Origin of the sequence: Mycolicibacter engbaekii (genome assembly GCF_002101585.1) — a bacterium.
GTDB classification, from domain to species: domain Bacteria; phylum Actinomycetota; class Actinomycetes; order Mycobacteriales; family Mycobacteriaceae; genus Mycobacterium; species Mycobacterium engbaekii.
On record NZ_LQOT01000039.1, the window covers coordinates 40,356 to 53,477 of the forward strand.

A 13,122-nucleotide genomic window follows, 5' to 3' on the forward strand; every position below is an offset into this window, starting at 1 on the left:
GAAAGGACACGTCATGGAGGGTGTGACAACCGGCCTGCTGCTGCTGGCCGTGCTGGTGGTGTTCGCGGTGATCGTGGTGGCCAAATCGGTCGCCCTGATCCCACAGGCCGAGGCGGCGGTGATCGAACGGCTGGGTCGCTACAGCCGGACCGTCAGCGGTCAGTTGACGATGCTGGTGCCCTTCATCGATCGGGTGCGGGCCCGCATCGACCTGCGGGAGCGGGTGGTGTCCTTTCCCCCGCAGCCGGTGATCACCGAGGACAACCTGACACTCAACATCGACACCGTCGTCTACTTCCAGGTGACCAACCCCAAGGCCGCGGTGTATGAGATCAGCAATTACATCGTCGGTGTGGAACAGCTGACCACCACCACGCTGCGCAATGTCGTCGGCGGGATGACGCTGGAGCAGACCCTGACCTCGCGTGAGGTGATCAACAGCCAGCTGCGCGGAGTACTTGACGAGGCGACCGGCCGGTGGGGCCTGCGGGTGGCCCGGGTGGAGCTGCGCAGCATCGACCCGCCGCCGTCGATCCAGGCGTCGATGGAAAAGCAGATGAAGGCCGACCGCGAGAAGCGGGCCATGATCCTGACCGCCGAGGGCCAGCGCGAGGCGGCGATCAAACAGGCCGAGGGCCAGAAGCAGGCGGAGATCCTGACCGCCGAGGGCGCCAAGCAGGCGGCGATCCTGGCCGCCGAGGCCGAGCGGCAGTCCCGGATGCTGCGGGCCCAAGGTGAGCGCGCCGCCGCGTACCTGCAGGCACAGGGTGAGGCCAAAGCCATCGAGAAGACCTTCGCGGCGATCAAGGCGGCCCGGCCCACCCCGGAGTTGCTGGCCTACCAATATCTGCAGGTGTTGCCGGAGATGGCGCGCGGGGAGGCGAACAAGGTGTGGGTGGTGCCCAGTGATTTCGGCACCGCCCTGCAGGGCTTCACCAAGCTGCTGGGCGCGCCCGGCGAGGACGGCGTGTTCCGCTATCAGCCCTCACCGGTCGACGACCACCCGAACCGGTACGAGGACGACAGCGAAGAGGTCGCCGACTGGTTCACCACTCAGACCGATCCGGCGATCGCGCAGGCGGTCGCCAAGGCCGAGGCCGATGCCCGCAAGCCGGTCGAGGGCTCGGTGCTGCCACCCCAGCTCGATCCCGGTCTGGCGTGAGGGCGCTGACGGCGCGGTCGAGCTACGCGGCGCTGGCGGCGTTTCTGGCCGGTGACGCGGTCGCCTCGGCGGTTCCGGTGCCGTACGTGGCCAAGAACATGGATGCGATGCGGATTCCCGCCGAGGTCCGCTGGGCGGTTCCGGTGGCCAAGGCGGCCACCGCGGTGGGCCTGGCGGCGGTGTTCCGTTTCCCGGCCGTCGCGCGGCTCACCACCGGGCTGCTGACCCTGTACTTCGCCGGGGCGCTCGGCATCCACCTGCGGGTGCGCAACCGCATCGCCAACATCGTTCCCGCGGTGCTGCTGCTGATGGTGTTCGCCGCGATGACGGTCCAGGGCCCGCACCCCGCCGGTGGCGGGGCCCGAGGCGTCGAGTCCTAGGTCCGAGCGGTTATCCCCGTCGGGTTGCCGCGGTGTGCTCGTCGAGGGTGGTGGCCTTGTAGGCGTAGGCGCCCGCGACCGCACCGAGGAGCTGGGCGATCAGGTACACCCAGAGGTATTTCCAGGCGAAGACCCCCGACAGCATCAGGCCGAAGGTGATGGCGGGGTTGAACGCGCCGCCGGAGATGGCGCCCACCGCAACCACGCCGACGGTCACCACGAACCCGATCGCCAGGCCGTAGAAGCTGTTGCCGGCGCTGTCTTTGCTGGTGGCGGTGTGCAGCACCACGTAACACAGCGCGAAGGTGAAGACCAGTTCGGCCAGGAACGCCGGCCAGAGGTTGCCGGTCAGGTCAAGTGCCCCGCCGGCGTACTTGTCGTGCCAGAGCCCGAAGCCCACACTGAACGCGGCCAGCGCGCCGACCAGTTGCGCAACGATGTAGGGGCCCAGGTCGGACAGCGGCAGGGCGCCCCTCAGATACGCCGCGACCGAGACGGCGGGGTTCAGATGGCCACCGGAGATGTGCCCGCTGGCATAGACCATCACCATCAGCACCGAGCCGATGCCCAGTGCGGTGGCGGCAACGCAGTCGGCGCCGGACAAGACGATTCCCAGCACCGCGAACATGAATACGAACGTCCCGATCATTTCGGTCAGATATTTACGCACCGCAGCGCTGCGATCAGCCATTGATCCGGTCCCTTCAGTTGCGTCGAGCACATTGCGAATTGCTGTCGTGCCGGCCCAAGGGCACGTATTCGACTGTAACGACGGCCGGTACTGCCGGCGGTCAAAGCCGGAGGGCCTTACACCGAATTGTTGCCGGAATGCGCAGCGCCCCGTGTTGTTGGCCCGGCCCCGCCGGCAACGGCCGGCTGCCCGGGTTCAGCGGCGGCCGGACGGACACGTCACCGGGGCATCGCTTCCCGCCTCGGCATCGGCCGGTGCACCCGGCCCGGCCGGTTGCTCCCGTCGGTGCGCGCGCACCTCGTAGACCAGCAGCGACACCCCGACCGCGGCGGTGCACGCCGACACCGCGAACAGCAGCGGGCTGACGTCTCCGGTCAGGGCGTCCCCGAGCACCACCACAGCGGCCGTCCCCGGCAGCAGCCCGACCAGGGTGGCCAGGGTGTAGGGCGCCAGCCGCACCGCCGAGGCGCCCGCGGCGTAGTTGATCACCGAGAACGGGATCGCCGGAATCAGGCGCAGCGATATCACCGCCGGCCAGCCACGCCGGCGCAACCGGGCGTCCAGCGAGTCGAGACGGGGATGGTTGACCACCCGGCTCAGCTGCCAACCGAAGACACGCATGAGGATCAGCACTCCCACGGCACTGAGCGCGCTGGCCACCACCGCCAGGACGACGCCCAGCCAGGGGCCGAACAGCAAACCGGCGGCCAGTGTGAAGGCGGTCCGGGGGAACGGGAAGACCGTGACGACGGTGTGCGCCACCAGGAACGCCGCCGGGAACCACGGCCCCAGCGTCTGCGCCCAGTCGCGCAGCTGGACCGCGGTCGGCACCGGAACCAGCCAGGCCACCGCCAGCAGGCTCACAACCACCGCCGTCGTCAGTGCCAGCCGCCGCAGGGCGACCTGGCGCGCGGTGGCGACGAAGGTCGACCACGCGCCGCGCAGCACGTGTGGGAAACGGGTCGCGGCGGTCCTCACGGCAGCAAGACTACGGGCCGTCGGTGAACGCATTGCGTCGCTCAAATGGAGTTTCGCCGGTGGGCATACCTCGTCCGTGCCGGCCGATGGGGATCATTTAGCCTGGTTGACACGTGTCGGGTAGCACTTCGAGAGCTACCCGCGAGTAACCACAGGAGTTTCCGGTGTCAATCGACGTGTCCGCAGACCCCGCCGGTATGGAGCAGGCCCGGGCTCGGTGGCGTGCCGCTGTTGCCGGGGTGCTGGCCAAGAGCACGCGCCGCGAAGCCGCCGACATCGAGGCGGAGACCGGCGGTGAGCCCGAACGGCTGCTGGACACCCCCGTCGAGGGGCTGGCGGGCGACGGCGGATTCGCCATTCGCCCGCTCTACACCTCGTTCGACGCACTGCCCGAGCAGCCCCTGCCCGGCCAGTGGCCCTTCGTCCGCGGCGCCGACCCCACCCGCGACGTCAACACCGGATGGAAGGTGGCCGAGGCGTTTCCCAACGGCTCGGGTTCTGCCGCCGACACCAACGCCGCAGTCCTAACGGCGCTGACCGAGGGCGCCAGCGCCCTGGTCCTGCGGGTCGGCGAGGAGGGCGTACCGGCCGCGCAGCTGCGGCAGGTCTTCGACGACGTCTACCTGGGCCTGGTGCCGGTGCTCCTCGACGGAGCGGGCGCCGGCGACTACACCGCCGCGGCCGAGACCATGCTGGCCCTGGTCGACGCGCTGGAACCGGGCGATCGGGCCAACCTGTCGGTGGACCTGGGTGCCGATCCGCTGACCGCGCCGCTGACGCAGCGCGCGGCGCCGTCCACCGAGGACGTGGTCGCGGTGGCGACGCGTTGCGCCGAGCGCCGGGGCGTGCGGGCCATCGCCGTCAACGGTCCCGGCCTGCACAACCTGGGCGCCGGTGCCGCCGACGAGCTGGCGGGAGTGCTGGCCGCGGCGGTCGCTTACCTGCGTCTGCTCACCGAAGCCGGCCTGCCGGTGGCCGACGCCGCCCGCCAGATCAGCTTCCGGATCGCCGCCGACGATGACCAGTTCATCACCATCGCCAAAATCCGTGCGGCGCGCCAGCTTTGGGCGCGGGTTGCCGAGGTGGCCGGAGCGCCGGAAGCCGGCGGCGCCCTGATTCATGCCGAGACCTCACTGGCGATGATGACCCAGCGGGACCCCTGGGTGAACATGCTGCGCACCACTTTGGCTGCCTTCGGCGCCGGCGTCGGCGGCGCGGACACCGTGCTGGTCTGGCCGTTCGACACTGCGATCCCCGGCGGGCAGCCGGGCACCTCGGCGACGTTCTCCCGGCGGATCGCGCGCAACACCCAGCTGCTGCTCCTGGAGGAGTCGCACCTGGGCCAGGTGCTGGACCCCGCCGGCGGATCCTGGTTCGTCGAAGACCTCACCGAGCAGCTGGCGCAGCAGGCGTGGCGGCAGTTCCAGGAGCTCGAAAAATACGCAGCGCTCGGCGGATTCCAGGCCGCCCGCGAGCACCTCGGCGAGCGGATCGCCGGAGTCGCCGCCGCCCGGGCCGAGAACGTCGCCCACCGGCGCAGCGCCATCACCGGGGTCAACGAGTACCCCAACCTGGACGAGCCGCCGTTGCCGGCCTCGGCGACCACCGCCGACCCGGCGGGCCTGCGGCGTTACGCGGCGCAGTTCGAGGCTCTGCGCGACCGCTCCGACGCCTACCTGGCGCGCACCGGCGCCCGGCCGCAGGTGCTGCTGCTGCCGCTGGGGCCCATGGCCGAACACAACATCCGGACCACCTTCGCCACCAACCTGCTGGCCTCCGGCGGTATCGCGGCGATCAACCCCGGGACGGTCGGCGCCGAGCAGGTGGCCGCGGCTGCGGCGCAGGCCGGCTCGCCGGAGGTGGCGGTGCTGTGCGGCAGCGACGCCCGCTACGGCGACGAAGCCGCCGCGGTGGTCGGGGCGGCGCGCGCCGCAGGCATCGCCCGGGTCTACCTTGCCGGCCCGGCGAAGGCCGTGGGGGACCAGGGCGACCCCGAAAACCGGCCGGACGACTACCTGACGATGAAAATCGATGCCGTAGCGGTGTTGTCGGACCTACTGACCCGATTGGGGGCCTGAGCGCCATGACCACCAGCACTTCGCACAACACCCTGGGCAGCTTCGCCGAGGTCGCCCTGCACGGGGAGCGCACCGCCGACCCGGTGACCGCCGAAGCGGTCGCCGAGTACGTCGCGGGCGCCGCGGCCGCACACGGCTACGCTCCCGAACAGCTGGAATGGGACACCCCGGAGGGTATCGCGGTCAAGCCGGTGTACACCGCCGCCGACCGGGCCGCCGCGGTCGCGCAGGGCTACCCGCTGGACAGCTTCCCCGGCGACGCCCCGTTCGTGCGCGGGCCCTACCCGACGATGTACGTCAACCAGCCCTGGACCATTCGTCAGTACGCCGGATTCTCCACCGCGGCGGACTCCAACGCCTTCTACCGCCGCAACCTCGCGGCCGGCCAGAAGGGTCTGTCGGTGGCCTTCGACCTGGCCACCCACCGGGGCTACGACTCCGACCACCCGCGGGTACAGGGTGACGTCGGAATGGCCGGGGTGGCAATCGATTCCATCCTGGACATGCGGCAGCTGTTCGACGGGATCGACCTGAGCGCGGTGAGCGTCTCGATGACCATGAACGGTGCGGTGCTGCCGATCCTGGCGCTGTACGTGGTTGCCGCCGAGGAGCAGGGGGTGCCGCCGGAGAAACTGGCCGGCACCATCCAGAACGACATCCTCAAAGAGTTCATGGTGCGCAACACCTACATCTACCCGCCGAAGCCCTCGATGCGGATCATCTCCGACATCTTCGCCTACACCAGCGCCAAGATGCCGAAGTTCAACTCGATCTCCATCTCCGGCTACCACATCCAGGAGGCGGGCGCCACGGCCGATCTGGAGTTGGCCTACACGCTGGCCGACGGCGTGGACTACATCAAGGCCGGTCTGGACGCCGGACTGGACATCGACAAGTTCGCGCCCCGGCTGTCGTTCTTCTGGGGCATCGGGATGAACTTCTTCATGGAGGTCGCCAAGCTGCGTGCGGGCCGCCTGCTGTGGAGCGAGCTGGTCGCACGGTTTGACCCCAAGAGCGCGAAATCGCTGTCGCTGCGGACGCATTCCCAGACCTCGGGATGGTCGCTGACGGCCCAGGACGTCTTCAACAACGTCGCCCGAACCTGCATCGAGGCGATGGCCGCCACGCAGGGCCACACCCAGTCGCTGCACACCAACGCCCTCGACGAGGCGTTGGCGCTGCCCACCGACTTCTCCGCCCGCATCGCCCGCAACACCCAGCTGCTGCTGCAGCAGGAGTCGGGCACCACGCGGCCGATCGACCCGTGGGGTGGGTCCTACTACGTGGAGTGGCTGACCCACCAGCTGGCCGAACGGGCCCGGGCCCACATCGCCGAGGTCGAGGCGCACGGCGGGATGGCCCAGGCCATCAGCGACGGCATCCCGAAGCTGCGCATCGAGGAGGCCGCCGCGCGTACCCAGGCCCGCATCGACTCGGGGCGCCAGCCGTTGATCGGGGTCAACAAGTACCAGGTCGCCGAGGACCAAGAGATCGAGGTGCTCAAGGTCGAGAACAGCCGGGTGCGCGCCGAACAGCTGGCCAAGCTCGAGCAGCTGCGCGCCGAACGTGACGAGGCCGCCTGCCAGGCCGCACTGGCCGAGCTGACCCGCGCGGCCGGTGCCAGTGGTGCGGCCGGGGCCGACGGCCTGGGCAACAACCTGCTGGCGCTGGCCATCGACGCCGCCCGGGCCAAGGCGACGCTCGGGGAGATCTCCGACGCGCTGGAAAAGGTCTACGGTCGCCACCAGGCCGAGATCCGGACGATTTCCGGCGTCTACCGTGACGAAGTGGGGAAGGGCAGCAACATCGCAAGCGCAACCGCCCTGGTCGAGAAGTTCGCCGAGGCCGACGGCCGCCGGCCCCGCATCCTGGTGGCCAAGATGGGCCAGGACGGGCACGACCGTGGCCAGAAGGTGATCGCCACCGCGTTCGCCGACATCGGGTTCGACGTCGACGTCGGCGCGCTGTTCTCCACCCCCGACGAGGTGGCACGCCAGGCCGCCGACAACGACGTGCACGTGGTCGGGGTGTCGTCGCTGGCCGCCGGCCATCTGACGTTGGTGCCGGCGTTGCGGGACGCACTGGCGCAGGTGGGCCGGCCCGACATCATGATCGTGGTCGGCGGGGTGATCCCGCCCGGAGACTTCGACGAGCTCTATGCCGCCGGGGCGACCGCGATCTTCCCGCCCGGCACGGTGATCGCGGACGCCGCGGTGGACCTGCTGCACACGCTCGCGGCCCGGCGGGGCTATGAGCTCTCCGACCCCGCAGGACCGGCCGCAGACCACGCGTAGATGGCCGACAACGTGTCCGACACCGTCGCCGAGTTGGCGGCGGCGGTGCGCGCCGGGGACCGCTCCGTGCTTCCCCGGGCGATCACCCTGGTCGAGTCGACCCGACCCGACCACCGTCAGCAGGCGCAGGAACTGCTGCTGGCTCTGCTGCCGGATGCCGGCGGGGCACGCCGAGTGGGCATCACCGGTGTTCCCGGTGTGGGCAAGTCCACCACCATCGAAGCGCTCGGAATGCACCTCGTCGAGCAGGGGCACCGGGTGGCGGTGCTGGCCGTCGACCCGTCGTCGACGCGCACCGGCGGGTCGATCCTCGGGGACAAAACCCGCATGCAGCGGCTCGGCGCGCACGAACGCGCCTACATCCGGCCGTCACCGACGTCGGGAACTCTGGGCGGGGTCGCCAAGGCCACCCGCGAGACGGTGGTGCTGTTGGAGGCCGCCGGTTTCGACGTGATTCTGATCGAGACCGTCGGCGTCGGCCAGTCCGAGGTCACCGTCGCCAACATGGTCGACACCTTCGTCTTCTTGACGTTGGCCCGCACCGGGGACCAGTTGCAGGGCATCAAAAAGGGTGTCCTGGAACTTGCCGACATCGTGGTGGTCAACAAGGCCGACGGCCACCACCTCGCCGAGGCGCGGGCCGCCGCCCGGGAACTGTCGGCAGCGATCCGGCTCATCTACCCGCGTGAGACGCTCTGGCGACCTCCGGTGCTGACCATGAGCGCAATCGAGGGCACCGGGGTGGCGGAGTTCTGGGAGACGGTGGAGCGGCACCGGCAGACGCTGATCGACGCCGGCGAGTTCGAGGCCCGGCGGCGGGCGCAGCAGGTGGAGTGGACACACCAGCTGGTGCGCGACGCGGTGCTCGAACGCGCGCTGTCCGCCCCCGCGGTGCGCGCGGTGCGGACCGAAGTGGAAGAACAGGTACTCAGCGGGGAGCTGACCCCCGCGCTGGCGGCCCAGCGCATCCTCGAGGCAGTCTGGGACTAGGCGTCGCACCCGAATCTATCTGTCGGTTGCGGTAATTCGACTTATGGCAGCCTTCCGGCGGAGTAGATTGCCAGGTATGACACAGTTTTTCCAGGGCTCGGCGGCAGGTTTGCCGGCGAACATACGCGGCGCGGCCGACCCGAACTTCTCCTGGGCGGTGCGTGCCTTCGCGGCGGCGTTCCCGGGCCGGCGCTTCGGCGGCGGCGCCCTGGCTGTGTACCTGGACGGTAAGCCGGTCGTGGACGTCTGGACCGGTTGGGCGGACCGGGCCGGGCGGGTTCCCTGGTCGGCCGACACCGGCGCGATGGTCTTCTCGGCCACCAAAGGCGCGGCCTCGACGGTGATCCACCGACTGGTCGACCGCGGCCTCATCGACTACGACATGCCGGTCGCCCGGTATTGGCCGGAGTTCGCGGCCCGGGGTAAGGCCGCGATCACGGTGCGCGAGCTGATGGGGCACCGGGCCGGGCTGACCCACCTCAACGGTGTCAGCAGGGCCGACCTGTTGGACCACCGGGCGATGGAGGCGCGGCTGGCCGCGGCGGCCCCGGGGCCCGAACGCGGAAAGCCCGCCTATCACGCACTCACCTATGGGTGGCTGCTGTCCGGGCTGGCCCGCGGCGTCACCGGCATGAGCATGCGGGAGCTGTTCCGCTCCGAGCTCGCCGGGCCGCTGGGAATCGACGGACTGCACCTGGGCCGTCCGCCGGTCGACGCGCCGACCCGGGCCGCGGAGATCATCATGCCCCAGCGCAGCCGATCGAACCGGATGGTGAACCTGCTGGCGCCCAAGGCCGCCGCGCTGCTGCCCTACGGGGGTTTCGGCGCGATCTATTTCCCCGGTGTGATGGACGCGGTGCGCGGCGACATCCCGCTGCTGGACACCGAAGCCGCCGCCGTCAACGGGGTGGCCACCGCGCGCGGCTTGGCCCGCCTGTACGGCGCACTGGCCAACGGCGGCCAGATCGACGGCACCCAGTTGTTGTCGCGGCGGACCGTGGACGGCCTGAACGGCCGGCGCTCCTTGCAGCTGGACCGCACGGTCGTGATCCCGCTGGCGTTCCATCTGGGCTATCACGCGGTTCCGTTCGGTTCCGCGCTGCCCGGCTACGGCCACATCGGGCTGGGCGGTTCGATGGGCTGGGCCGACCCGGCTTCCGGGCTGGCGATCGGTTTCGTGCACAACCGGCTACTGACCCCGTTCATCGGCGTCGACCACGGCGGTTTCGTGGCCACCGCGGCGCTCATCCGCCGAGGCGCGGCCCAGGCACGCCGGAAGGGCTACACCCCGGTGCCGCAGCTGGGGGAGCCGTTCGCGCAGCCCGACGCCGCAACCGGCTAGCGCCCCGTGCCCCGGGTGGGCCGGTCCGGGGCCGGGGACTCCCAGAGGTACGGCGGGCCGCCGGTAGGGTTGGCGCGTGACTGACCGCACGCCGAAGCTCTACATCTTCCCGCACGCCGGCGGATCGCCGCAGTACTACGTCGAGTTCTCCAAGGCGTTCACCACCGACGTCAAACGGATCGGGGTGCAGTATCCCGGCAAGGGCGGAACGCATGACCTCGGCGCTTTCACCAGCATCGACGACCTCGCCGACCAGGTCTGCAAGACCGTTGCGCCGCCCACGTCCTCCGACGGGCCGGTGGCCTTCTTCGGGCACAGCATGGGCGCGCTGCTGGCTTTCGAGGTCGCGCGCCGGTTCGAGGCGGACGGACACCGGATCGCCGCCCTGTTCGTCTCGGCGGCCGGGGCTCCGGGACGGGCGGGCTACGACAACATCCCCGAGTCCGACCGCGGCCTGCTGGATGCGATGAGCTCGATGACGGGCGTCAACCCCGAGTTCCTGGAGAACGAGGAGTTCGCGGCCAAGATTCTGCCCACCCTGCGCGGCCTCAAAGCCATCGCGAACTACGACTGCCCGCCGGAGGCGCAGGTGTCGTGCCCCATATTCGCCTTCCATGGTGACGAAGACGACGTCGCGACCGACGAAAAAGTGGGGCCCTGGGCGCAGCGCACCACCGGGGAGTTCAGTGCGCGGGTGTTCACCGCGCCCGGTCACCACTTCTACCTCAACGATCACCTGACCGAACTGGTCGGCGACATCGAAGGCAAGCTCGCGCGGCTGCTCGAGCGCTGACATCTCCGCCATTTCCGCCCGGCGCGCAGTCCTGGATTCGCCGCCGTGACGGGCGACATCGGTGGTGCGGTAATGAGTTCTCCGCTACTATGGCGGACTGCTGTATCTGCGCTGCTTGACAGCCACAAATTGCCTGTCAGCTGTGCGACCGTGATAGCCTCCGCGGGAGGGAAACACCTGGGATGTCGGGGTCCAAGGAGTTCTTGCGAAGGTTCCATACATCCAGAAGGGGTACCCGTGTCGATGATCGAATCCTCCGCACCGGCCATGGCTGCCGGGCGATCTCGGCGCCTGGAGGTCCCCGCCCCCGTCTTGGCTCGGCACTGCCAGCAACCGACCTGCGCTGGGGTTGACGTATTCAGCTGAGCAATTCCGTTTGGGGTGCTCGCAACGTCTGATCTCGCGGGGGAAGCATCCCTAAATGTCGCTCACCCAATTGCATACCTCCGCTGTGCAGGGACCGTGCACAGCGAAACCGTCAGCTCGGACACCGTGCGGGGCGAAGAGCTCCGCAGGTGAGGGTGACAGCACAAGGAGAAGACAACGCAATGTCGGCACATGAAACGCACATCCCGACCCTGTTGGCGAACCTGGAACGGGACAAGCCGGATGCCCCGGCCTACACCTTCATCGACTACGACGTCGACCCTGCCGGCTACCGGGAGACCCTGACGTGGTCCCAGCTGCGCAACCGGGTGCGCGTGGTTGCTGCCGAGCTCGCGACCTGCGCGTCGCCGGGCGACCGGGTCGCGATCCTGGCGCCGCAGAGCCTGGAGTACGTCGTCGGATTCTACGGTGCACTCGAGGCGGGCATGATCGCCGTTCCGTTGCCGGTGCCGATGTTCGGCGTGCACGACGAGCGGGTGTCGGCGGCCCTGCGCGACAGCTCGCCCTCGGCGATCCTGACGACGACGGCGGCTGTCGGCGACATCGCCAGCTCCATCAAGGGCCTGGCCGGCAAGACGCCGGTGGTCATCGAGATCGACGCCCTGGACCTGGACTCCGAGCCGGCGTTCGCGCCGTCGGCGACCGCGCACACCAAGGTCGCGTTCCTGCAGTACACGTCCGGCTCGACCCGTACCCCGGCCGGTGTCATGGTCACCCACACCAACGCCGTCTCGAACATGGTGCAGATGGCTTCGGACACCTTCGCGCTGACCGGCGGCATGGCACCGCCGGAGCTCAACGTGGTGTCGTGGATGCCCTTCTACCACGACCTGGGCCTGCTCGGCACCGTCATCTACCCGATGGTGCTGCAGGTGCACACGGTGCACATGAGCCCGATGGCGTTTTTGGCCAAGCCGTCCCGGTGGATGCAGGAACTGGCCAAGGCCCCGGTCGGTTTCACCGGCGGGCCGAACTTCGCCTATGAGCTGGCCGTGCGGCGGACCTCCGACGAGGACATGGCCGGGCTCACCCTGGGCAACGTGCACACCTTCTGTTTCGGTGCCGAGCGGATTCACGCCGCGACGCTGCGCCGGTTCGTCGACCGGTTCGCCAAGTTCGACCTGAACCCGGCGGCGCTGCGGCCCGGATACGGGCTGGCCGAGGCGAGCGTCTACCTCACCTCCAACACTCCTGGCAACCCGCCGCCGACCGCGCGCTTCGACTACACGAAGCTGGCGGCAGGGACCGCTGAGCCGGGTGGGGCCGAGGGCGGGGTGGAACTGGTCAGCTGCGGGGTGCCACGCGCGTGCACCGTGCGTATCGTGGACCCGGAAACCCAGACCGAGAACCCCGAGGGGAAGGTAGGCGAGATCTGGGCGCACGGCCCCAACGTTGCGGCCGGCTATTGGCACAACCAGCAAGCCACTGAGGCGACTTTCGGCGGCAAGCTGGTCAATCCGTCGCCCGGGACGCCGCAGGGACCCTGGCTGATGACCGGTGACCTCGGCGTCATCTCCGGCGGCGAACTGTACATCGTCGGGCGAATCAAGGACCTGCTGATCGTGGATGGACGCAACCACTATCCGGACGACATCGAGGCCACCGTCCAGGAGATCACCGGTGGGCGCGTCGCGGCAATCTCGATCCCGAACAGCGAGTCCGAGCAGCTCGTCACGATCGCCGAGTTGAAGAACAAGGGGGGATCCGAGGAGGAGATCCTGGATCGGCTGACCGAGGTTCGACGTAAGGTGACCGCCGCGCTGTCCAAGGCGCACGGCTTGGTGAGCGGGGACCTGGTTCTGGTTCCGCCGGGCGCCATCCCGATCACCACCAGCGGCAAGATTCGTCGCTCCAGCTGTGTGGAGATCTATCAGCGGGATGGGTTCGAGCGACTGGATGCGACTGCTCGGTCTGTATGACAGATGACGAGCTGCTCGCGTGGCTCACGGGGAGGTTGAGTTGAGCGAGAAGAGTGCTGCGTCGGTGGGGGGTCCGGATCGTCGGGCGATTGTTGCTGAGGCGCTGCG

The 13,122-nt window shown here is 69.5% G+C and carries 10 protein-coding genes; 8 read left to right on the forward strand and 2 right to left on the reverse strand.

All coding sequences use genetic code 11. The features are described 5' to 3' along the window. Positions 1-13: 13 nt before the first annotated feature. Together AWC02_RS11335 and AWC02_RS11340 are read left to right on the forward strand one after the other, a co-directional pair. Positions 14-1,162: an SPFH domain-containing protein gene (locus AWC02_RS11335; RefSeq protein WP_085128870.1), complete on the forward strand. Its 1,149-nt coding sequence runs from the start codon at positions 14-16 to the stop codon at positions 1,160-1,162. Further along, the gene (locus AWC02_RS11340; RefSeq protein ID WP_085128871.1) at positions 1,159-1,542 is read left to right on the forward strand and encodes a DoxX family protein; all 384 of its coding nucleotides are present in this window, start codon (positions 1,159-1,161) and stop codon (positions 1,540-1,542) included. The genes AWC02_RS11335 and AWC02_RS11340 overlap by 4 nt, the downstream gene beginning before the upstream one ends. Before the next feature lie 10 nt (positions 1,543-1,552). Here the strand turns inward: AWC02_RS11340 and AWC02_RS11345 are convergent, their stop codons facing one another. Further along, on the reverse strand, positions 1,553-2,233 hold the full coding sequence (locus tag AWC02_RS11345; protein WP_085128872.1) for an MIP/aquaporin family protein: 681 nt from the start codon (positions 2,231-2,233) through the stop codon (positions 1,553-1,555). Positions 2,234-2,428: 195 nt separating this feature from the next. After that, positions 2,429-3,211: a TVP38/TMEM64 family protein gene (locus AWC02_RS11350; protein WP_237160431.1), complete on the reverse strand. Its 783-nt coding sequence runs from the start codon at positions 3,209-3,211 to the stop codon at positions 2,429-2,431. Positions 3,212-3,375: 164 nt separating this feature from the next. On the opposite strand from AWC02_RS11350, the gene mutA reads away from it, so the two are divergent. The 6 genes from mutA (at position 3,376) to AWC02_RS11380 (ending at position 13,014) form a co-directional block, all read left to right on the forward strand. Further along, positions 3,376-5,289 carry a methylmalonyl-CoA mutase small subunit gene (gene mutA, locus AWC02_RS11355; protein WP_085128874.1) on the forward strand — a complete coding sequence of 638 codons (1,914 nt, stop codon included), beginning with the start codon at positions 3,376-3,378 and terminating at the stop codon, positions 5,287-5,289. A gap of 5 nt (positions 5,290-5,294) precedes the next feature. Then, positions 5,295-7,583, forward strand: a complete 2,289-nt coding sequence (gene scpA, locus AWC02_RS11360; protein WP_085128875.1) for a methylmalonyl-CoA mutase — start codon at positions 5,295-5,297, stop codon at positions 7,581-7,583. Next, positions 7,584-8,573, forward strand: coding sequence for a methylmalonyl Co-A mutase-associated GTPase MeaB (gene meaB, locus AWC02_RS11365; RefSeq protein WP_085128876.1), 990 nt, complete (start codon positions 7,584-7,586; stop codon positions 8,571-8,573). A 76-nt stretch (positions 8,574-8,649) separates the two neighbouring features. Further along, the gene (lipL, locus tag AWC02_RS11370; RefSeq protein ID WP_085128877.1) at positions 8,650-9,915 is read left to right on the forward strand and encodes an esterase/beta-lactamase LipL; all 1,266 of its coding nucleotides are present in this window, start codon (positions 8,650-8,652) and stop codon (positions 9,913-9,915) included. Positions 9,916-9,991: 76 nt separating this feature from the next. Beyond that, the gene (locus tag AWC02_RS11375) at positions 9,992-10,708 is read left to right on the forward strand and encodes a thioesterase II family protein (RefSeq protein WP_085128878.1); all 717 of its coding nucleotides are present in this window, start codon (positions 9,992-9,994) and stop codon (positions 10,706-10,708) included. Between the two features lie 548 nt (positions 10,709-11,256). Beyond that, on the forward strand, positions 11,257-13,014 hold the full coding sequence (locus tag AWC02_RS11380; RefSeq protein ID WP_085128879.1) for an AMP-binding protein: 1,758 nt from the start codon (positions 11,257-11,259) through the stop codon (positions 13,012-13,014). Positions 13,015-13,122 lie beyond the last annotated feature (108 nt).